At 66.4% G+C, this 20,474-nt stretch carries 21 protein-coding genes; 6 read left to right on the top strand and 15 right to left on the bottom strand.

Annotation, left to right across the window (positions count from 1 at the left end):
- Positions 1 to 8: 8 nt before the first annotated feature.
- From KA712_24845 to KA712_24825, 5 genes are all read right to left on the bottom strand, one after another.
- Positions 9 to 404, bottom strand: a complete 396-nt coding sequence (locus tag KA712_24845) for a biopolymer transporter ExbD (protein ID MCG5056189.1) — start codon at positions 402 to 404, stop codon at positions 9 to 11.
- A 51-nt stretch (positions 405 to 455) separates the two neighbouring features.
- Positions 456 to 1,124, bottom strand: a complete 669-nt coding sequence (locus KA712_24840) for a MotA/TolQ/ExbB proton channel family protein (GenBank protein ID MCG5056188.1) — start codon at positions 1,122 to 1,124, stop codon at positions 456 to 458.
- 114 nt (positions 1,125 to 1,238) lie between these two features.
- The gene (locus KA712_24835) at positions 1,239 to 2,267 is read right to left on the bottom strand and encodes a tRNA pseudouridine(13) synthase TruD (GenBank protein MCG5056187.1); all 1,029 of its coding nucleotides are present in this window, start codon (positions 2,265 to 2,267) and stop codon (positions 1,239 to 1,241) included.
- Between the two features lie 20 nt (positions 2,268 to 2,287).
- Positions 2,288 to 2,992 carry a tetratricopeptide repeat protein gene (locus KA712_24830; protein ID MCG5056186.1) on the bottom strand — a complete coding sequence of 235 codons (705 nt, stop codon included), beginning with the start codon at positions 2,990 to 2,992 and terminating at the stop codon, positions 2,288 to 2,290.
- A 41-nt stretch (positions 2,993 to 3,033) separates the two neighbouring features.
- The gene (locus KA712_24825) at positions 3,034 to 3,987 is read right to left on the bottom strand and encodes an outer membrane protein assembly factor BamD (GenBank protein MCG5056185.1); all 954 of its coding nucleotides are present in this window, start codon (positions 3,985 to 3,987) and stop codon (positions 3,034 to 3,036) included.
- Positions 3,988 to 4,250: 263 nt separating this feature from the next.
- On the opposite strand from KA712_24825, the gene mpl reads away from it, so the two are divergent.
- Positions 4,251 to 6,080 carry a UDP-N-acetylmuramate:L-alanyl-gamma-D-glutamyl-meso-diaminopimelate ligase gene (mpl, locus tag KA712_24820; GenBank protein ID MCG5056184.1) on the top strand — a complete coding sequence of 610 codons (1,830 nt, stop codon included), beginning with the start codon at positions 4,251 to 4,253 and terminating at the stop codon, positions 6,078 to 6,080.
- Complete coding sequence (locus KA712_24815; GenBank protein ID MCG5056183.1) at positions 6,080 to 6,688, top strand: molybdenum cofactor guanylyltransferase; 609 nt, start codon at positions 6,080 to 6,082, stop codon at positions 6,686 to 6,688. The genes mpl and KA712_24815 overlap by 1 nt, the downstream gene beginning before the upstream one ends.
- Before the next feature lies 1 nt (position 6,689).
- On the opposite strand, the gene KA712_24810 is transcribed toward KA712_24815, so the two are convergent.
- The 3 genes from KA712_24810 to KA712_24800 form a co-directional block, all read right to left on the bottom strand.
- Entirely contained in the window at positions 6,690 to 7,088 is a 399-nt protein-coding gene (locus KA712_24810; protein ID MCG5056182.1) for an HPF/RaiA family ribosome-associated protein, read from the bottom strand.
- A 124-nt stretch (positions 7,089 to 7,212) separates the two neighbouring features.
- The gene (locus tag KA712_24805; GenBank protein ID MCG5056181.1) at positions 7,213 to 8,640 is read right to left on the bottom strand and encodes a hypothetical protein; all 1,428 of its coding nucleotides are present in this window, start codon (positions 8,638 to 8,640) and stop codon (positions 7,213 to 7,215) included.
- Positions 8,637 to 9,479 carry a hypothetical protein gene (locus KA712_24800; GenBank protein MCG5056180.1) on the bottom strand — a complete coding sequence of 281 codons (843 nt, stop codon included), beginning with the start codon at positions 9,477 to 9,479 and terminating at the stop codon, positions 8,637 to 8,639. Before KA712_24800 ends, KA712_24805 begins: the two co-directional genes overlap by 4 nt.
- Positions 9,480 to 9,717: 238 nt before the next feature.
- On the opposite strand from KA712_24800, the gene KA712_24795 reads away from it, so the two are divergent.
- A complete protein-coding gene (locus KA712_24795; protein ID MCG5056179.1) occupies positions 9,718 to 10,449 on the top strand; it encodes an IPT/TIG domain-containing protein in 732 nt (243 codons plus the stop codon).
- A gap of 50 nt (positions 10,450 to 10,499) precedes the next feature.
- On the opposite strand, the gene KA712_24790 is transcribed toward KA712_24795, so the two are convergent.
- A complete protein-coding gene (locus tag KA712_24790; protein ID MCG5056178.1) occupies positions 10,500 to 12,437 on the bottom strand; it encodes a hypothetical protein in 1,938 nt (645 codons plus the stop codon).
- 563 nt (positions 12,438 to 13,000) lie between these two features.
- Here KA712_24790 and KA712_24785 point away from each other — a divergent pair.
- The gene (locus KA712_24785) at positions 13,001 to 13,600 is read left to right on the top strand and encodes an HNH endonuclease (protein MCG5056177.1); all 600 of its coding nucleotides are present in this window, start codon (positions 13,001 to 13,003) and stop codon (positions 13,598 to 13,600) included.
- Positions 13,601 to 13,647: 47 nt separating this feature from the next.
- Here KA712_24785 and KA712_24780 read toward each other — a convergent pair whose 3' ends face one another.
- The 4 genes from KA712_24780 to KA712_24765 form a co-directional block, all read right to left on the bottom strand.
- The gene (locus tag KA712_24780; protein MCG5056176.1) at positions 13,648 to 14,961 is read right to left on the bottom strand and encodes a PhoH family protein; all 1,314 of its coding nucleotides are present in this window, start codon (positions 14,959 to 14,961) and stop codon (positions 13,648 to 13,650) included.
- Positions 14,962 to 15,070: 109 nt separating this feature from the next.
- Positions 15,071 to 15,301 carry a YggT family protein gene (locus KA712_24775; GenBank protein MCG5056175.1) on the bottom strand — a complete coding sequence of 77 codons (231 nt, stop codon included), beginning with the start codon at positions 15,299 to 15,301 and terminating at the stop codon, positions 15,071 to 15,073.
- A 60-nt stretch (positions 15,302 to 15,361) separates the two neighbouring features.
- Positions 15,362 to 15,775, bottom strand: a complete 414-nt coding sequence (locus tag KA712_24770) for a group 1 truncated hemoglobin (protein ID MCG5056174.1) — start codon at positions 15,773 to 15,775, stop codon at positions 15,362 to 15,364.
- Positions 15,772 to 16,272, bottom strand: a complete 501-nt coding sequence (locus tag KA712_24765) for a cytidine/deoxycytidylate deaminase family protein (GenBank protein ID MCG5056173.1) — start codon at positions 16,270 to 16,272, stop codon at positions 15,772 to 15,774. Before KA712_24765 ends, KA712_24770 begins: the two co-directional genes overlap by 4 nt.
- A 133-nt stretch (positions 16,273 to 16,405) precedes the next feature.
- Here KA712_24765 and KA712_24760 point away from each other — a divergent pair, with 133 nt between their 5' ends.
- Positions 16,406 to 16,570 carry a hypothetical protein gene (locus KA712_24760; GenBank protein MCG5056172.1) on the top strand — a complete coding sequence of 55 codons (165 nt, stop codon included), beginning with the start codon at positions 16,406 to 16,408 and terminating at the stop codon, positions 16,568 to 16,570.
- Between the two features lie 15 nt (positions 16,571 to 16,585).
- On the opposite strand, the gene KA712_24755 is transcribed toward KA712_24760, so the two are convergent.
- Together KA712_24755 and ligD are read right to left on the bottom strand one after the other, a co-directional pair.
- Complete coding sequence (locus KA712_24755) at positions 16,586 to 17,464, bottom strand: HDOD domain-containing protein (GenBank protein ID MCG5056171.1); 879 nt, start codon at positions 17,462 to 17,464, stop codon at positions 16,586 to 16,588.
- Positions 17,465 to 17,898: 434 nt separating this feature from the next.
- Positions 17,899 to 19,920 carry a DNA ligase D gene (gene ligD, locus KA712_24750; protein ID MCG5056170.1) on the bottom strand — a complete coding sequence of 674 codons (2,022 nt, stop codon included), beginning with the start codon at positions 19,918 to 19,920 and terminating at the stop codon, positions 17,899 to 17,901.
- A gap of 346 nt (positions 19,921 to 20,266) precedes the next feature.
- Here ligD and KA712_24745 point away from each other — a divergent pair.
- Positions 20,267 to 20,474 (top strand): uroporphyrinogen-III synthase (locus tag KA712_24745; GenBank protein MCG5056169.1); only part of this gene is annotated, 208 nt, incomplete at its 3' end.

Genomic DNA, 20,474 nt, shown 5'->3' with positions numbered 1-20,474 from the left:
AGCGCGCCTCAGGGCGTGGGCGTCAGCGGGCCACCCGCCTCCACGTTGATCGCAAAGCGCCGGACGCCTGCCCGTTTCACGAGGTCGATGAGATGGACCACATCGCCATGAGCAACCACTTTGTCGGCCGCGATGACGGCCTGAAGCTCCGGATTCTTGGGTAGCTCGCTTCCGATGAACGTCGTCACAGCCGCTTCCGCAGCAGGTTGCCCGTTCAGGTAGAGCTTGCCGTCCTTGTCCAAACTGAGGGAGAGGCTCGTTTTCGTCGTTTCACTGCCGGTGGCCGCTTTTGGCAGGTCCACCTTGATTGAGGGATTCACGATGTAGGTTGTCGTCACCATGAACACGATGAGCAGCACCAACACGATGTCGACCAAGGGCGTCACGTTGATGTCCGTGATCATGCGACCCCCTTCGTCTTCGCTGGGGTAGGCGTCACTGCCTCCGGCCATGGCTCAAGCTCCGGCGCGGGCGGGGCTGGGGGCAGATGCGGGGGCTGAGGCTTCATCCCCCCGGGCCGCCAGGATCATGTGGGCGATGGCGTCAATGTGCGCCAGGCGGCGTCGCACCTTGCCCTGAAACACGTTGAAGGCGACCACGGCCGGGATCGCCACCAGCAGGCCCACGGCCGTGGCGACCAGAGCCTCGGAAATGCCGGCCATCACGACCTCGGCGCCCCCGGCGCTGTTCTTCGCCAGGTCGGCGAAGGCCTTGATGATGCCCAGGACCGTGCCGAACAGGCCTATGAAGGGGGCGTTGTTGCCCAACGTCCCGAGCACGCCGAGGTTCCGTTCGAGGAACAGCCGTTCGCGGGATTTGGCGCTGGCCATGGCCTCCGCCACCGCGGTGCGGCCGCGCTCGTAGCTCTCGAGCCCGGCCAGGGCCACGCGCACCTCGGGGGCCTTCGCGGAGCCCAGGGCCGCGCGCGCGGCGCTCACGTTGCCTTCGGCCAGCTGGCGGGCAAAGCCGGCCTCCAAGTTCTCGAACGCGGGGCCCTTGGCGGCGAGCGCGAGGGCCCGCTCGACCATGACGGCCACCGAGGCTACCGAGAGCACGACAAGAAGCCACAGCACCCATTCGGCGCCGAGCAGGGTGAAAGAGAGGAGGCGTTCAGTGAGGCTCATGAGGGAGATCTTCGAGGCGGGTGCGGGGCAGAGGCAACCCGCAGGGTCTTTGAGGAGGCGCTTCGCGAGCGTTCGGAAGGGGCCCCGGAAAAGTTAGCACAGCTCCGGACACCCTCACGTGGGTGGACCTTCGGGCAGGTCGGGGTCACCGCGGCGGCCGAGCAGTGCCTCGACGACGACCGTGGCGTAGGCGCCCGCAGGCAGCGCGAAGTTGAGGACCATGCGGCCGTCCCTGAAAGCGGGAGGGGCCAGCGACTCGACGTTCATCACGAGGGGCCGGCGTGCGCCCGGCAAATCGCGGGCGTTGGCTTGCACCAACTCCTCTGTCAGGCCCACGGCGGCCATCGCCGCGGATTCGAGCGCCTCGGCCGGCGAGCCGGCGCTGGGCCGGGGCGCCTTGACTCCGGGCAAGGGGCCCGTAATTACCAACTCTCCCGCATCGAGCCGCGCCTGATCGGTGGGGGCGTCGGTGGAGGTGAAGAGCCCGCCGGTGGGCCGCTTCTGCAGCACGTCGCCTGCCAGGACCTGGGTGAGCAGCTTTTGAGCCACCCTTTCGTCCAACACGTGGTTGAAGACGGCCGATTGCACGGCCGACATCAAGAACGTGCGCTTGCGCCGATCCGGCTGCCGCTTTTGCCGCCGAAGCAGCGCGAGGCCCTCGGCCACGTTGTCCGTGACCCCGAAGCGTTGTTGGCCGTAGCGATTGGGAACGCCCTCCTGGGCCAGCCGCTGGTAGGTACGGGACAACGTCTCGGCCTCCCCGTCATCCACCTGCTCGAGCGTCACCTCGAATACGTTCTTGCGCACGTGCCCGATGCGCAGCTTGTTGTTGTGACGTGACAACGAGACGATGCCCAGGCCTCGGGCGGCCAGGACCGCGCCGTCCAGGGCGGCGAGGGCGGTCTGCGCCGTCTCGGGGAAGCTCAACCACTGTCGGGTCACGGCGTGTTTGTCCTTCATGCCCGCGTATCCCACGTCGCGCGGGTTCACGCCCACCGCCTCCGCAAGGAGCCGAATGGCGTCCGGCGTGGTCAATCCGCGCTTTTCGACGAAAACATAGGCATGCGCCCCGTCACCACTGGGTTCGTAAGCAGGGACCTCGTGGACGGTGAATGTTTCGGGGCTGGAGCGGAAGACGGCCATGTCTTCGCACCGTGCCGCGATCAGCGGGTGGTCGTCAACAGGCCGAGATACAGCTTTGCCATGCGGTTGCCGGGCTCGATGGTCAAAACGTGGAGCCACTCGCGCTCGGCCTCCGCGAGGCGTCGCTCGGCGAAGTAGGCCAATCCCAGGTGCAAGCGAACGGACAGGAACCGCGGGTTCTCTCGCTTGACGTCCTCGAGCTCCGCGATGGCCTCGGTGGAGCGCCCTGCTTCACGCAGCGCCATGGCCAGCTTGGCCCGCACGTCGAGAAAGCCCGGCGCGAGCGTGAGGGCCTTGCGGTATTCCTCGACGGCTTCTGCAAAGAAACCAGCCTCCTGGTAGGCGTGGCCCACGTCGGCGTGCATGTTGGCAATCTTGCCCTTGACCAGTCGGTCTACGCGCTTCGGCGTGGGCTCTTTGCCCCCGAGCATGCGCTCGTAGACCTGACGGGCCTCTTCGTATTTGCCCTGATCGCTGTAGGTCACGGCGAGGTACATCGCGGCTTCCGTGTAGTTCGGGTTCAGGGTGAGGGCTTCTTCGAAGAGCGCTTCGGCCCGCTCCATGGCGCCGCGCTGATGTGCGATGACCCCCAGCATCTCGTAGACGTCCGGGAAAGGCGGCTTCGCCTTCGCCACCTCCGACAAAAGACGCTCCGCCAGCTCGTATTCGTTGGCGCGGTAGTGGTCGCGCCCGCGGACCAACATCGTTTTCAGGTGATCGTCCATGTTTCCCTGCTCGGTGAGCGATCTTTGGCGGACGGGCCCCTTCAGCTCGCGCGCTCGGCGTCGCCCGGCTGTGGTTCGGTCCGCTTCGAGGGCTTCGGTTTGTCACGAGGCGCCTCGCCGAACCTGCGCCGGATGAAATCCAGATAGACATCGGCGCGCCGGGCTTGAGGCTCACCCTCGTACTCTTCTTTGACCTTCTCGAAGGTTTGCTTTGCGCTTCCTGCGTTCCCCATCTCGAGGTGGGTCTCACCCAAAGTCAGCAGCAGCTCCGCCTCACGGCCCGAGTCGGGGAAGCGCTCGATCGCACCTGTCAGCCGCATGATCGCGGCTTTCGGATGGCCCTGGTCGAGGTAGAACCGCGCCACGTAGACCTCGTGTTCCACCAGGCGCCGCACCACCTCGCGCCGGTCCTTCAGTGCGTCGTCGACGTACTTCGAGTCGGGGTATTTGTCGAGGAAGTCGGATAGCTCTCTCAACGCATCCCGGACGGCCGACTGGTCCTTCTCGAACGAGGGCGGCAAAATGAGCCAGTCCTCGGGCATGTCTTGCACGTAAGCCAGGGCGATGCGGTACGCCACGTAGCCGTCCTCCACTTTCTCATGGGTGGGATGCAGCCGGATGAAGGCCTTGTACGCATCGATGGCCGAGATGTACTCGCCCCGCTTGAATTTGGCGTCAGCCAGGCCGAGCTCCGAGAGCACGGCGAACTTCGAGAAGGGAAACTTCGACTTGACGAAGCGGAAATACTTGTCCGCCTCGATGTAGTTTTCGTCGGCCAGCTCGGTCAGGCCCTTTTCGTAGTTTTGCTTGGCGCTCACCGAGTACGTCACGGGCCGGTCGTCCCCGTCGCTGGCGCATCCCGCCAGGGGGGCCGCCGCGCACGCCACGACGAGCCACAACGCAGCCCTCGCGAGCCGGCGTGACGCGGCCTGGGAGAGAACGGAAGATGTGTGCGCGCGGGGTGTTGCGGGCGGCGGGTCGACGGAGCGAAACACAGTGCCGGTATCCTACGGGCACCGAGGGGCCTTCGTCCATGGTAGCCCCCCCAGAGGCGCGGCCGGGGGGACAGTTTCGATTCTTCGGTTCGCGCATGAATTTGCAAACGGGGGCACATCGCGCATGCTGGCGTCGTCGTGGCGCGAATACCTCTGCAAGGGCTCGTCCGGGCGGCCGCGGGGCCGGTCGGGGCGTCGTCGTTTTTGGCGTGTCAACCGTCCGAGGCCCGCCGGGCGCCCGGCCCGACAGAGTGCACGTTGCCATGAAGGTCCACTTGATCGGCATTGCCGGAACCGGCATGGGTTCCTTGGCGGGGTTGCTACGGGCCGCGGGCCACGACGTGCGAGGCTCGGACGAGCACATCTACCCCCCCATGTCGACCCAGCTGACCGAGCAGGGCATTCCCATGATGGAGGGGTTTGGGCCTCACAACCTCGATTGGGAGCCTGACGTCGTGGTCGTCGGAAACGTGTGCCGCCGCGACCACGTCGAGGTGCTCGCTGCCAAGGAGCGGCGCATTCGGCTCACGTCGTTCCCCGCCCTGCTGTCCGAGCTGTTTCTCGGTGAGCACCAAGCCGTGGTGGTCGCCGGCACCCACGGTAAGACCACCACGTCCACGCTCATGGCACACGTGCTCACGCAGGCCGGACGTGACCCGTCGTTTCTGATCGGAGGGGTGCCGCACAACTTCGAACGCTCCTGGCGTCTCGGCCTGGGGGAAGAATTCGTGGTGGAGGGGGACGAATACGACACAGCCTTCTTCGACAAAAAGTCGAAGTTCCTGCACTACAAGCCGAAGATCGTAATCCTCACGTCCGTCGAGTTCGATCACGCGGACATCTTTCGAGACGAGGATACGGTGGTCGAGGCATTTCGAGAGTTCGTGGAACGCATCCCACCCGCGGGCGATCTCATCGTGTGCGCGGCATCCCCCAGGGCGCTCGAGGTGGCCCGCTCTGCGCGCTGCCAGGTGACCACCTACGGCCGACCCGGCGTGGGGGCTGACTGGACCTTCGAGGTCGCGAAGTACACCCTGGGGGGCCGGGCCGTCATGAGGGTGGCTTACAAGGACCATGTGGTGGGAACCCTGGAATCGGGGCTGCCGGGTGTCTACAACCTCGAGAATCTCATCGGTGTGGTGGCAGCGGCGAGCCGCATCGGGGTGCCGCTGCCCTTGATCGCAAGGGCCTCCCAGCGCTTCTTGGGGGTCAAGCGCCGTCAGGAGTGGCGAGGCGTAGCATCCGGCGTGACCGTGCTCGACGACTTCGCGCACCATCCCACGGCGGTGAGAGAGACGCTGGGCGCGCTCAAAGGGCGCTTTGGGCCTGGCAGGCTCATCGCTGCGTTCGAGCCCCGGTCGGCGACGAGCCGCCGCAAGGTGTTCCAGGACGCGTTCGCCACGGCGCTGACCGTTGCCGACGAGGTGGTGCTGGCCCCGCTTTATCAGCCCGAAAAGCTACCGCCCGATGATCGCCTGGACGTCGAGACGCTGGCCAAGGATCTCCGCAACGCGGGGATCCCGGCGCGCGTCATCGAGTCCGTGGACGCCACGGTCGAGCGCCTCGCCGAACGAGCCGTACCGGGTGACACCGTGGTCGTCATGACGTCCGGCAGCTACGGCGGCCTTCACGACAAGCTGCTCGAAAGACTGGGTGACCCTGTACGTCCGGCCAAGCTCGCGGACAAGGTCAACATCTCCAACCTGCTCAACCGCGTGGGCATTGCGCACCCGCAGCTCGACGAGTTTTGGTCTCACTACCTCGTGATCCCCGGTGACGGCGAGGTGCCCCTCGTGGGCTGCGTGGCTATTGAGCGCATCGAGGACGCAGGCCTTTTGCGCATGTTGGCCGTCGCGCCCGAGCGCCGAGGCGAGGGCCTCGGTTATCTGCTGGTGGACACGGGCACGGAAAAGGCGAGGCGTGAGGGCATTCGCGTGCTTTACCTCGTGACGGACGGCGCTTCGGCGTTCTTCGCCGAGAAGCTCGGGTGGGAGGCGATCGACCGCAAGGATTGTGATTACGTGATCACCACCACCCGGGAGTTCCGGATGGCGCGGGCCGAAGGCGCGACCTGGATGCGCAAGGTGCTCTGATGGCCCACGGGGTGATCGCCGCCATCCTCGCGGGAGGGCGGGGAACCCGGATGGGGGGCGTCGCCAAAGGACGGTTGGAGGTGGCGGGGCGCTCGATTCTGAGCCGTCAGCTGGACGTGATCTTGCCGCACGTGGATCGCGTGGTAGTGGTGGCCAACGATCCGATGGCCTACGGCGGCTTCGGTGTGCCGGTGGTTCCCGACAGGGCCGGGCCCGGCTGTGGTCCCCTGGCAGGTCTCGAGACCGCCTTGGCGTCCCTGTCCGGCTCCGAGGCCGCGGCCCTCTGCTTCGCAGCCGACATGCCCTGTCTTACGGCCACACTGGTACAGCTGCTGCGGGACGAGGCCCCAGCGGCCCTCGTCGTGGCGCCCGAAGTGGATGGGACCCCCGAGCCCCTCTGTGCCCGCTACGGCCGCGCCTGCCTGCCTCGTGTCAGCAAGGCCCGGGAGGAGGGGCGCTTCAAGCTGCTGGACCTGCTGCGAGAGCTGGGCGGCGTGCGGATCGGCGCAGACCGTCTGAGAGCCCTTGGCCTGGACCCGCGCTTCGCCACGAACCTCAACACCCCGGCTGACCTTGCCCGCCTGGAAGCCGATTTCGACCGGGCGTAGCTCAAGGAGCGGGGCGTGGCAGTTTCGGGGCGCTGCGGCCCCGGCGCCCGAGGGCGTGCTTCAGCGCCCGAGCCACCTTGGGCGCCGCCAACGCCAGGGCACGGTGCGGGTCGCTGTCGCGGGCCTCGGCGAAAACGTTCGGTACGCCTGACACCGCCAGCGTGATCCGGCAAATCACGTCGACCCCGCCCTTGGGTCCGTTCACGTCCTCGAACCACACCTCGGCACGCTCCACGGCAGTGGCGTTGTGGCCGAGTGCGTGTCCGGTCAGGGCGCGGGCTCGTTCACGCAGCTCCGGGGTGACGGGGAAGTTCCCATGAACCTCGAGCGGGGTGTCGTTCGCATCCGTACGGCCGAGCACGCGCTTGTCCGGTTTCGAGATGTCTTCGTTGTGTTTCACACGCCCATGCGAATGCATACGCAGGGCCAAGGGTGAGCGTCAGGCCGGCTCGGGGAGGCGCGCTGCCGTTCGGTGGGGCCGCTCGGGGCCACTTGAGCGCCGGGTAACGGTCCCGACACGGGGGTTACTTGACGATGGCCTCGTGGTCCAGCACCTCGAAGTCCTCGACCGCAAGGGCCCCGAGGGCAGAGAGGTCGATCCCCGCCCAGCCTGCGTGCGTGTCTCCGTAGATACCCATCGCAGGTCCCCGGTGCGTGAGGAGGGCGCCGTAGGTCTTCAGCGCCCTCACGATGGCCCGCACCTCCGGGCCGAGCGCCGTGTCTGGGTAATCGGCCCGCAGGCGCAACCGGGCACCCATCGGGGGCAACGAGGGGTCGGAGCTGGTCCCGCCCAGGTGATTCAAGGCGGGGCTCACGTAGCCTGCCTGGATGCGGTCCAGGCTCAGCGCGATCGCGTGTTCAATCTGCCCTTCTGCGGCTTCCTGGTAGCGGATCATTCCTGGAAGCAGGGCGAGCGCCGAATCCGTGGCCATCACGGAGCCGCGCTGACGCACCCACGAGGCGTTCAAGGCCACGACCCCACCCGTGGCGCACTGGAACGTCTGGCTGACGCGCACGCAGGCCAAGGCCTCGAGAAGCAGGCACCGGCTGGTGTCCACCACGATCAGGCGCTGGTCGGGGGCCGCGTCGAGCGGAAAATCGAGCGGGACCGGCCAGTCGCTCTTGACTCCGGGCGTCTCGAGGCTCACGCCCACCTGGCCAGTCCGCTCGTCGACCGAGCGCCAAGGCACGCCCTGCGACGGGCCGACGAGCGCCTTCACGCGACGACCCGCAAGGGCGGCCATGTAAGCAGGCGAGCGCAACGATACGGGGCTTGCGCGCACGTCCCGGCGCCAAATGGCGTTGTCGGGAAAGAGGCTGCAGGGCCCGAGGTCCGCTGAGGGGGGAGCGCCACCATCGTGGGTCTCCGCGCCGTCGCGGCTGTCGGGGTTCGGGGGCGCTCCATCCGCCCCGATCGCCGCGTCCGGCACGCCGCCGTCGGGGGGGGCCAGAGCGTCGGGCGGGCGGGCGTCCCAGGTCGGAAGGGGCCGGGGCCCCACGCGGCCCGGCCAGGGCTCTCGGGCTTCCCCAGCCTGCGCAAGAGGCACGCACCCCGCTTCGGTGCAGGTCGTGCCCTCCGCACAGACCACTGCCGCACATTGAGCGAAGAGATCCATGCGGAGGACCCTGACCTGCCCGGCCTCGAACGCCGTGAGTGCCGAACGGCTCACGAGCACCTCACTGCCGCGACGACCTTGCACCGTCACGAGCAGCGGTCCCAGAACCCCGCCGTCGTGAAGAAGGGAAAAGCTGAGCGGCAGGGGCACGTCGCGCGGGCGGGCCGAAAGGCGGCCCGGTGCCTGCCCGGCAAGCTCTGCATGGAGCTCGATTTCGTCGAGCTCACTGCCGAAGTCACTGTCCACCACGACCAGAAGCTGGGTGGGGGTGGCGCTCTCGCAGGACAAAAGCCCGAGCGCTGCGGCTACCAGGCCCCAACGGGCCGCGCGGCTCACGGGCCCCCTCGGAGGGTGAGGGTGCCTGCGTTGCCGGAGACGGGGACGTCGCTCCCCCCCGCGAGCAGCAAAGCCGACACCGCGACGCCCGCCACCAAGGCCGCGCCGGCGCCCACCCACCCCCAGGGAACGCGCCCCGCCCCCGGGGTTTCGCTCGGAATGGACTCGCCCTTGGCCACCACGCCAAGTGTCAGCGGGTTGAGCGGGGGCGCCGGGTTCGGCGTTGCCAGCAGGAGCGGCCTCGAGGGCAAGGCCAGGTGCACCTGAAGCCGCTGACCTTCGGGCAGCGTCACAGTTCGAGAGAGCAGAGCCTGGCCGTCGCGTCGCGCGCGCACGGTGTGCTCGCCTGGATCGACGGGCAAGGGAACGTCCACCATCGCGACATCCAGGAGGCGGCCGTCGAGCTCGAGGCGGGTGTCGGTGAGGTCGCCCTCGACCACGAGAGTCAGCCAGGCGAGTCGGGCTTGCAGCTGATCGAGGCGCTCTTGGGCCGCCGTCTGGACCGACCTTTCGACCGCGGCCGCGCCGGTGAGCTCGCGCAGTAGTTCCGACGCGTAGACCAGGCGACCCAAGCGCACGAGCGCCGTGGTCAGGTTGTACGTGATGCGAGGGGATGCGTGCAGGCGTCGGGCGCGCTCGAAGCGATCCGACGCCGCCGCCCAGTCGCCCGCATCGAGACAACGCAGCCCTTCGTCGAAAAGTGCCCTTGCGGCGGCTTTGCGGCTGGCTGCGGTTCTCTTCAGCAGCCCGGTTTCGGGCACGGGGTCCCCTTGCGCGTACACCTCTTGGCCCGCGGCGACCAGTACCGCTCCTAGCGCCCACACGACTCCGAAACGCATGCGCATGAATCCTGCCGAACTCGTGACGCGCCGTCAGGCCGCGGCTCACGAAGCTCGTTCCCTCCATCGGCCCCCACGAACCCGTGCTTGAAGCATTCCCCCTTGCCTGGCGCGTTGTGGTTAGCGCGTGACGCGGGGGAACTGTTTGCTTGTGGATCCAGGCAAACGGCGTCTACGCTCGCACCGTCATCAACCTGGCGACCGCCATGCGGTTGACCACCCCTCGAAAGGAGATCTCATGACTCGTCTCGTTGTCCTCGGTGCCCTCGTGCTGGGCGCTCTCGTCCTGCCCCGTTCGGCCACGGCCGGCGGCCCCGTCAAGGTGCTGTCGGTGCAAGTTGACGCAGGCGCCACCGTCCTCACCATCAATGGTGAGAACTTCGGCTCTCGCGCCCTGCGGGCCTTTCTGGGAGGCATCGAGCTGCCGGTGCTGAGCCAAACGGACTCCCAGATCCAGGCGAGTCTGCCCTCCGTGCTCGCGGACGGCTCATACATGCTCGAGCTGTCCCGTCACGGCGCCTGGTTGGCAACGCTCCTCGGGCGGATCAGTGTTCACATCGGTGGCGGCTCCGGCGGCGGCTCCGGCGGGCCCGCCGGTCCTCCTGGCCCTCGCGGTCCCCAGGGGCCTGCCGGTCCGGCCGGCCCTCCCGGCACCAACGCCCTCGCGTCCTGCGGTTGGGTGGTGTCGGAACTCGAGTTCATCGACGACGAGGTTCTCGCGGCTTGTCCCGATGGCTCCTACGTCGTGAGCGGCACCTGCCGTGCCGACTACGCCGAGGGGCTCAACATCATCAGCACGGCGGGCCTCGGGCAGGTCGTGCGCGATCCCGGCTTGGGTGGAGGCAGCGTGCAAAACGGCGACGCGATCACGGCGGGAGCCGCCTTTAGCTGCGTGCATCCCTTCCCGCTCACCTCGGGGCGAAAAGTGCAGGCCTCGGCACTCTGCTGCCCGATCCAGACCAGCAACTGAGACCCTCCTCCACCGGTCGGGCCTCGCTGCCACCCTCTGCGCGCCCTGCGCTAGAGGGGTTCGTGGCGGCGGTAGCGCCCGGTTTGGCCGGTGGGACCGGGGATCTCGATGCTGGGCATCGAAAGGGGTGTCCGCCGGTCGGGGATCGGCGGAGGCCCCTTGTGGCTCTCCATGAATCCCGCGTAGGCATCCGCTTCGACCGGGAGCAACACCGTGAAGGTGGATCCCACGCCCACCCGAGAGCGCACCTCGATGGTGCCCCCGTGGTTTTCGATGATGCGCTGGCTGATCGGCAAGCCCAGGCCCGTTCCTTGGTCCTTCGTGGTGAAGAACGGCACGAAGAGATCTTTGAGGTTTTCGGGCGGGATGCCAGCACCGGTATCCTTGAAACGCACCTCGAAGAAAGCGGCCGCGGCCCCGCGTCGGGTGGCCCGGCGCAACGTGGTGGACACGTGCAGCTTGCCACCGCTCGGCATCGCCTGCAGCGCGTTGAGCATCAGGTTCAAAAACACCTGCCGGAGCTGTTCGGCGTCCGCGCGCACCGGAGGCAAGTCGGCGAGGTTCGTGCTGATCTCCACCTTGCTCGCACCCTCCTCCTTTTCGATCAGCGTCAAGGTTTTGCGCAGGATCTGGTTCACGTCGAGGGGCTGCTGTTCGCCCCGGTAGGGGCGTGCGTAGTCGAGGAACTGGGACACGGTTTTGTTCAGCCGATCCACTTCCTCCACGATGATGTTGAGGAACTCTCGGCTCGACGGGTCGATGCTCTGGTCGGCGCTGGGCAACAGATACTGCGCGGCCCCCTTGATCGAGCCCAGCGGGTTGCGGATCTCATGTGCCAGACCCGCCGCCATTTGCCCGAGGGCTGCCAGGCGCTCCCGCTCCTTCATGCGTTCGTAGACCTGCGAGTTCTGCAGCGTCACGCCGACCGAGGCGGTGACCCCGCGGAACAGCTCGATTTCGTCTGACGAGAACGCCTCGCGGAGCCGCTCGTCCCTGAGGACCAGGATGCCCAACAACTGGTCCTCCCCGGAGATGGCCAAGGCCACGGAGGCGTTCATCAATTCGAGGGTACGGAGAATCAGGGTCAGCGATTCCTTTTCTTCGCCCCGGGAGGGCCGCAAGATCGAGATCTCTTGCTCGATCCCCTCGACGGTGAGCACGGTGTAGCGCCGCAAACGCTCGAGAAAGCTGCGGTGAGCGATGGCGTCGAGGCGGGCTTCCGGCTTGGGCCCGATATGCCCTGAAAGCTCGTATCCCGAGCCGTCGGGGTCCACGAAATAAAGCGCCGCGTGTGTCACGCGTCGGGAATCTTCGAGGGCGGCCAGAACCTTGGGCCCTATGCCGCGCGCGTCGATGACGTTCATGAGGTCGGCGCGCAGGTTCTGGATGCGCCGGGACAGTTCGTACTTTTCTTGGAACATCCACCGGTTCACGGCGGCCTCCACACGGGAACGCAGCGGGTCGAAGACGATCAAGATCGCGGCAGAGGCGACCAAGGTGTTGAAGAAGAACAAGCCATGCTGCTCGGGAGAGACCCATATCAGCAACACCACGTAGATGAGCGTGACGATCACCACCAAAGCGCCCAGAACCACCATGCGTCCGAGCAGCTCGTTGAGGTCCAGCAGACGATAGCGAACCAGTGTCTGCGAAAGAAAGTACAGATAGACGATCACGAAGATGGTGCCCAACGTGATGTTGTCGACCAGCGACTCGAGAAGGGCCGTGGAAACCGTGGCTACGCCACCGACCAGCAGGTAGCGCAGCCGAATCTTCTCGACCCGTGAGGGGGTCGCGCGGTAGCGGCGGTACAGGTAGTAGACCGACAGGTAGAGCCCGGCGAAAACGTACGCTCCGAAGGTCAGGCGAAACCACGTGGATTGGTGAATGGGGTCGATGAAGCGCGAAAAGCAAAACGCCAGATAGAACACCACCGCCCCCACCACGGTCGAGCGCGACAGGGGGGGCGGGCCTGCATCGTCGCCCAAGAAGGCCTGGAAAGAAGCGCTGGGCGGTGGCGGGCAAGGACACGGCGACCAGCATGGCGGCCCAGTCGAAGAACTCGATTTCGAGTCCCAGCCACAGGAAGACGAACAGGTATTGCAGCGCAATGTTGAACGCGAAGGTGGCGAATACCGCGTGGGCTCCGCGCCGCGTTTCGCGCAGGAAAACGGAGCCTCCGATGGCGCAACCAACGATCGTCGCCACCAGGGCGGAGAGGGCTTGGATGTTCACGTGAAGTCCAGAGATTCTAGCGCCGGCGTCACGGCGAGGGCCGCTCGTTACGTTCTCGTCACACGCTCGTGTTTGCCAAGTTGTGTCACGAGAATGAGGTCTCCGCTCGAAAACTTGCTACTCTTTCAAAGAGGTTAGGTGAAATGGTTGCGGCCGCTCGCATTCGGTCGCCCGCCCGGCGGGAGAGAACTGACGGCCACCCGTGGCCCCGGTCCGGAAGACGTGTCGCCTGGTGCGCCTGCGGGGCGGCTTGGCCTCCTGCATTTTCGTCTGCGTCATTTGCTGCGTCTTCGTGCCGTCGACCCCAAGGAGACCCGTGACCAACGCTTCCGTACTCGTCCTCAACAGGAACTTTCAACCCATACACATCACGTCCGCACGACGGGCGTTCTCGCTTCTCTACCTGGGGGCGGCCCGCGCGGTCGACGAGCAGTTTCGTGTCTTCGATTTCGAGAGCTGGGCGCAGCTCTCCTCGGAGATGGACCACGACGTCTTTCGGACCGTGGGCCGCGCCATCCGCATCCCGCGTGTCATCATCCTGCAGATCTACGACCGCATGCCGCGGACGAAGGTTCGCTTCTCTCGGCACAACATCTACATGCGTGATGGCAACCGCTGCCAGTACTGCGGGTGGGCCGGGCCCCGCGCGGAGTTGAACCTGGACCACGTGGTCCCTCGCGCGCAGGGTGGCCGCACTACGTGGGAGAACGTGGTTTGCTGCTGCATCAAGTGCAACCTCAAGAAGGGTGCACGGACGCCTGAGCAAGCCAGCATGCGGCTCTCGAAAATTCCCGAGCGTCCGCGTTGGACGCCCACGTTTCGCGCACAGGGAGACGCCATTCGCTACCGAGAGTGGCTACCGTTTTTGGATCTGCCCGCGGCTTCGTACTGGAACGTCGAGCTGCACGACGAATGACAGACGCCCCCCGGCACGCGTCGCGCACGGGGGGCACCCTTCGGGGCCTAGAGCAGGTTGGAGGCCAGCTCGGCGAGCTCCGAGCGCTCGCCCTTTGACAGGGTCACGTGCCCGGCCAGCTCTTGCCCCATGAAGCGTTGGACCGCGGTGGTCAGGCCGTTCGACGTGGCGTCCACGTAGGGGTTGTCGATCTGGTAGGGGTCGCCCGTCAGCACGATCTTCGTGTTTTCCCCCACACGCGTGATGATGGTCTTCACCTCGTGGGGCGTTAAATTTTGCGCCTCGTCGACGATGATGAACTGCATCGGGATGGACCGCCCCCGGATGTAGGTCAGTGGCTCGATCTGGATGTACCCCATGTCGATGAGCTCACGATAGCTTCGCCCGTTCCGTTGATCCGTTTTCGACAGGCCCATGAGGAACTCGACGTTGTCGTAGATGGGTTGCATCCACGGGTTGAGCTTCTCCTCGATGTCGCCCGGCAGGTATCCCACGTCGCGCCCCAGCGGAAAAATGGGCCTCGACACCAAAAGGCGCGTGTAGGTGCGGTCTTCCACCGTTTGCTGCATGCCGGCGGCGAGCGCCAGCAAGGTCTTTCCCGTTCCCGCTTTGCCCACCAAGGTGATCAGCTTGACCTCGTCGCTCAGCAGCAAGTCGAGCGCGCAGTGCTGTTCCTTGTTGCGGGGCCGGATGCCCCAAACACCCTCCCGCATCTTTCGCAGCGGCACCAGGCGCCGCGTTTTGGGGTCGACCCGGCCCAGCGCCGTGTGCGAAGGGCTCTGCGAGTCTTTCAACAAAATGTACTGGTTTGGGAGGACGCGCGCATCGCCAAGGTCCAGCGTGTTCTCGGCATAGAACTGGTTGATCTGCTCGCCCGAGACCTCGAGGTCGGACATGCCCGAGTAAAGCTCGTCGATGTCGATGCGCCCCGCCTCGAAATCCATCGCGCGCAGGCCGAGGGCGTCGGCTCGAATCCGAAGGTTGACGTCCTTCGTGACGAAGATCGTGGGCTCTTTCGCGTTGGCGTCCCGGACGTCCAGGGCCACGCCCAGGATGAGGTGGTCGGCGACCTGGTTCTCTCGGAGGCTCGTGGGCAAAGCCCGTTGGCCCGCCGCCACGCGAAGCCTGCCTCCGCTCGGCAGCGCAACGCCGTCGGAGAGGCGCGAGCCATCGGCGCGGAAGCCGTCGAGAATCCGCGCGACCTCGCGCGCGTTTCGACCTCGCTCCGACGACTCCTTCTTGAACTGATCGATCTCTTCGAGAACGAAGATCGGTATGACGACCTCGTTTTCCTCGAATTGAAAGATGGCCCGCGGATCGTGAAGGAGGATGTTTGTGTCGAAGACGAAGTGTTTGGGCATCGACTGGCCGTACTTCCGTTGTAACGTCCAGGAGGGAGCTTGCGCAACCGATAGCGACGTTGCCGCCTCTCGGAAGCAACGATTTCGGGAAACCGGGTGCTCTCGTGGGCTATCCGGTGAGCAAACGGCGTAAGAGCTGTAGCCCCAGAAGGACCACCATCGGAGACAAATCGAGCCCGGCGACGTTGGGAACAACCCTCCGCAAGGGCCTGAGCACGGGTTCGGTCAGGGCGGATACGATCCGCACGAGAGGGCTTTCGGGTGGCAGCCGAAACCAGGAAAGAACCACGGCCGCGAAGATCACCAGGCTATAGACGTCGATGAGCCGTGCCAACCACATGTAGGAAGCGTGTCGCGCCCCGGCCGCCCGGTCAAGCCGAAGGGAAGCGGGGCGCGGTGCTCAGGCGCACTCACCAGGCCCGTCGGCGGTGACTTGGTCGCGAAGGGACTCGACGTGATTCAACCAAGCCTCGGCCACGTCTTTGGGAACCTGCCGAGCCTCGAGGACCTCGCGCAGAATCTGTTTCCGCCGCGCGAAGTGGCCTCCCATGATCCGGTGCGCCGCGTGGGCAGCGCGCAGCGGGCGGCCTTCGTAGGCGCAATCGTGCCCGAGAAATCTGGCTGTGAAGGCGAACTCCCGCTCGACCAGACGAGCCTTGTCGACACCTGCGAAGAAAAAACCGATCATGAGGTCGCAGACCATCCGATCGACGAATACAGTGACGATGTCCCGAACACCTGATTCCCCTCCGGCCCGCTGGAAGAGCGAGTCGTGTCGAGCGGGCTCACCCCTGACTGTACCTGTTCCGCTCACGTCTTTTCGCCTTTCGACGCGTCCACAGGGGCTGCGGCTGTGCCCGCGGTGGCGGGCGGAACCGCGATCTCGGGTGGAATGTGCACGAGCTCGATTCCCAGGCGCTCAGCGACGCCGAAGATCCGATCGTCGCGATAGAACTCGCCGAAGACGATGCGCTTGCAGCCGGCGTTCGCGATCTGCTTGAAGCAGTTCCAGCAGGGACTCGCCGTGACGTACACCGTGGCGCCCTCGATGCTGACACCATTCTTCGCGGCCTGAATGATGGCGTTGGTCTCTGCATGGATCGTGGCGACACAGTGACCGTTCTCCATCATATGCCCCACCTCGGTGCAGTGGGGCATACCTCGAATCGACCCGTTGTAGCCCGTCGACAGGATGGTTTTGTCGCGCACGATGACCGCGCCCACGAACTTGCGTGGGCAGGTGGAGCGGCTCGCAGTGACCGCGGCGATGTTCATGAAATACTGATCCCAGGAGACGCGTCCGTCTGACATGCTTCATGGGTACCATTTTTCGAGAGGGGCGAGGTGGCAATCGGAGGGTACCCGGGCTCACGCTTGACGCGGGGCCAGAGCGGCTTCTCTCAACTTTTGAATCGATCTGACCGAAAGGATCGTCTTAAGGAAGATGGCAAACGGCTCGCATCCAAAGGACAAGCCTCAAAGTGAGAAGCCGAACCCGCCGAGCTTCGCCGACCGCGTGAGGCGGTGGGTGGACGAGCTCGTGGACGGCCTCGTCGACCTGGTCGCCCCCGAGCCGGTGCCCGTGCCGATTCGGCGTCCGGGGCGCTGACCGGGCCCGAAAGCCTCAGGCGATGCGCTGTCGTACGCGCTCGGCGATGCCGGCGAGGGCGTTTTCGACCAGGGCCGGATCGAGTGACAGCAGCAGGCAGCCTTGCTGCACTGCCCCGTCGAGATCTCCCTGAGACAGCCCTTCGTAAAGCCCTTGCCGCTTGACGAGCACGTTGGCAAGGCGAACGAAGTTTCGCATGCTGTGAGGCTCGGCGTCCTCGTACGTGTCGAGGTCGGTCATGCCTCGTCGAACGAGGGCGGGCATTTCCCACTTCGCCGCCACCAGCAGTCCCACAGTGCGGTGCGCCCCGGCGATGAGTTCGAGCCAGGTCTGCATGGGAAGCCAACGGGGGGCCGCTCCGGAGGAGGCCATCTTCTTTTCCGTCTCCAGCATCACCGCGGCCAGGACGGGTTTGCCGATGTCGTGCAGCAGCCCCGCCAGGAAGGCCGCCTGAGCGAACTCCTGCCCGGCGGTCCCGAACACCAGCAGCGCCAGGTCGCGGGCCACGAGACCCGTGGCGAGGGAGTGCTCCCACAGCCGCTGGCAGGCGGCGTTGATGTCGCGATTCCTCGACGCAAAAACGCCCTGGGCGCTCACCTCGACCAGCACCGTCTCGAGCGTTCGGGTGCCCAGCCTCGAGACAGCTTGTGCGATCGACAGGGCAGACTCGCGCGTGGCGTAGGCCGCGCTGTTCGCGATGCGGAGCACGCGGGCGCTCACGAGAGGATCGTTTTCCAGGACCTGGGCGGTGGCCGCCAGGCTGCCGTTGGGCGTGCGCAGGGTCTGTAGAGCTTTCGCGGCGACCATGGGCATCGACGGAAGCGTCAATTGGTCCGCAGCCACCCGCTGCAGGACCAGGCGTTTGAGGTCTTCGATGGGGCTTTCCGCGGCCACGAAGCCCATTTTGCCACGAAACGGCAAGCCGTGGTGGTGCGGGCCGAGATCCGTCAGGACTCGACCACGCGGAGCTCGACCATCAGGTCCTGCGCCAGGCGTTCGAGCGCGGCGCGGACGTCCCCGACCGAGACCGAGGGGGGAATACCGAGCCGCGCCCGCGCCGAAAACAGAAGTTCCCCCGACATGGGCGCGCTCGTCCTGTCGGTGTGCAGGTCATCGACGTTGACGCCGCGGGAGGCCAGCAGCCTGGGAGATCTCCTTGACGATACCCGGCCTGTCTTGCCCGACCAATGCGAGCGCGACGGTACGAACGGGCGGCGATGGTATCGGCCACGGCTTCCACGAGTCCCGGATGGTCCGGCCCGATGAGGGTAAGCACCAGATCGATCATCGCGCGAGTATAGCCGCCCCGGCGTCCCGCGCCCTGGGCCTCAGCGCCGCGCCAGGGTGGCGAGGACCTCCTCGAGCCGCAGACGATGTTCCGGTTTGCGGGTCTCCGCCCACAGGTCGCCGCGGGTCTCGAGGCGAGCACCGATGGTCTCGAGCGTAAAGGCGCGGGGGTCGAAGTCAGCTTCGAGCTCGTCCCAGCTGATGGGGGTCGACACGCCCGCGTACGCGCTGGCGCGCGCGCTGTACGCGCACGCCAAGGTCTTCCCCTCGATGTTCTGCAGGTAATCGACATAGACCGTCTTGCCGCGGGCGGCGACGCTGCGTTCGACTGTGGCAACCTTGGGGTGCTGACGGCTGATCACGGTAGCGACGAGTTGAGTGAAGAGCCGTGCGGGTTCGTAGGCCGTGCCTTCCGCCAGAGGCACGAAGATGTGAAGGCCCGAGGCGCCCGAGGTTTTTGCGAAGTGAGGCACTCCCAACCGCTCGAGGTGTTCGTGAAGCCACAAGGCCACGTCGCGCACGAATGAAAACGGGACGTCGGGCATCGGATCGAGGTCGAAGGCCACGAAATCAGGACAGTGGGGCGCCTGCACGCGCGAGAACCAGGGGTCTTGGGAGATGGTGCCCAGCTGGGCCATGTAAAGGAGGGTGTACAGGTCGCCGCCGACCAAGCGCGAAGGCACATCGTCATCCGGAAGGGAGGCGGCTCGTGCGCCCTTGGGGAGCGGGCTTGGGGCACGATGCTGGTAGAAAGCCTCAGCCAGCGCCCCGTCAGGATGTCGCTTCATGACGAGCGGCCGGTCCGCGACCACCGGCAAGATGAAGGGGCTGACCAACACGTAGTGCCTCACGAGATCACCTTTCGTCAGCGCGCTGTCCGTCCAGAACACCTTGTGCAGGTTGCTCACGGACAGCATGTGATCGCCAGGGAGCCGGATGCGGCCTCCGCGGCGCTCGTCTTCCAGGTGGCGGAGCGTCTGAACGAGGCCGTCACGAAGGGTGTCTTCGGCAGGAATCGAAGGGGCACCCACCTTGCGCCCCTGCCGGGCAGTCGCCGATCTCGGCGCCATCGTGGCTCCGGCGGGCACGGGTTGCCAATCGAGCCAAACGGGGTGTCGCAGCATCCCCGTCGGCGTTCGCTCGGCAAACTGCACCCGAGCCTGAACGACGGGCTCAACCCAGTGGGCTTTCGTGGCCGTAACAGGCGTGGCCGAGAACGGGCAGACGGCGGTCTCCAGGGGACGCAACGCAGCCTCGAGCGCTGCGAGCGTACGCTCCCCCAAGCCGCTGCCCACGCTGCCCACAGGGCGCAGGAGGCCACCCGGTTCAGGCTCCCCAAGCACCAAGGCGCCCATGCCGTTGCGGGTGCCCTTGGGCTCCGTGAACCCTCCCACCAGGAAGGTGCCAACCTGGGTTCGTTTGAGCTTTCGCCAGGCGGGCGAACGAAGCCCCGACGCGTAGGGCGCTTGGGCCTGCTTGACGACCAGCCCTTCCCACCCGTGCACGTGGGCGCGCCGCCAAAGATCCTCTCCGTTGCCCGGCACCGACTCCGCCAACGCCAGGTACCGCGCCGCGGGCTGTGGCACGTGAGCCATCAAGCGCTCGAGCAGTTCCCGGCGGGCCGAAAAGGGAAGGCTCCTGAGATCCTCGTCGTAGAGCCGCAGGAGGTCGAAGACCAGCATCTGTACGGATGTGTCACCGTGCGGGGTCCCTTCGCGTGGCGCAGGGCGGGGGCGGGGCAGCCGGCCTTGCAGGGCTGTAAAGCTCGTGGGCTCGCCTGCGCCGTCGAGGGCGACGATCTCGCCATCCACCACCAGGGGCCCCGTCGCGCGCGCCAAACTGGCGACCGCCTGGGCGATCTCCGGGAACTGGTGGCTCTTGTCGATGCCGTTCCGGGAGAAGAGGCGTGCTTGTCCGAGGGGGGCGGCGTCGGCAACACACCGGATGCCGTCGTACTTCCGCTCGAAGACCAGTCCCTGGCCCACGAGGGGAACCTCGCCAGGTTTGGCGAGCGTGGCGAGCATGGGGCGAAGCGTGCGGGGATCTTGCGTCCAGGTCGCCATGTCGATGCCCGGAAAGTGGGACAGGCAAAGAGTATCATCGAGGGCGTGACGGTCGATAGGCGTTTGCCTCCCCTCCGCGTGTTGCTGACCCGGCCTGCCCCACAGGCCCAGGGGTGGGCGGACGCCCTTGCCGAGGCCGGCGCGTGTCCGGTGCTCTTTCCCACCATCGAGGTCAAGCCCCCGCCCTCGTTCGAGGCGCTGGACGAAGCGCTCGGAAGGCTTGCGACTTACGAATGGGTCCTGTTTTCGAGTGCGGCCGCCGTGCGGTTCACGCTGGGCCGGCTCGGGTCGCGGCGCCTGGGCCCGGGCCTCAGGGTGGCCGCAGTGGGGGGCAGAAACGGCGCGTGTGCTCGAGAGTGCAGGCATCAAGGTGGACGTGGTGCCTCGAGCCGAGCACGCCGAAGGGCTGGCCAACGCCCTTGGTGACCTGGCTGCGGGGACGCGGATCTTGTTCCCCCAGGCCCTCGGGGGGCGCGTCGAACTGCGCGAGGCGCTGTGCGCGCAGGGCTGCCTGGTGGACGTCGTCGCGGCCTCCCAGACAGTGCCCCTGAGCC

Source organism: Myxococcales bacterium (assembly GCA_022184915.1).
Taxonomy (GTDB): domain Bacteria; phylum Myxococcota_A; class Polyangia; order Fen-1088; family Fen-1088; genus JAGTJU01.
Note: the sequence above shows the minus strand (reverse complement) of the source record. Positions and strands in the feature narration are given on the sequence as shown.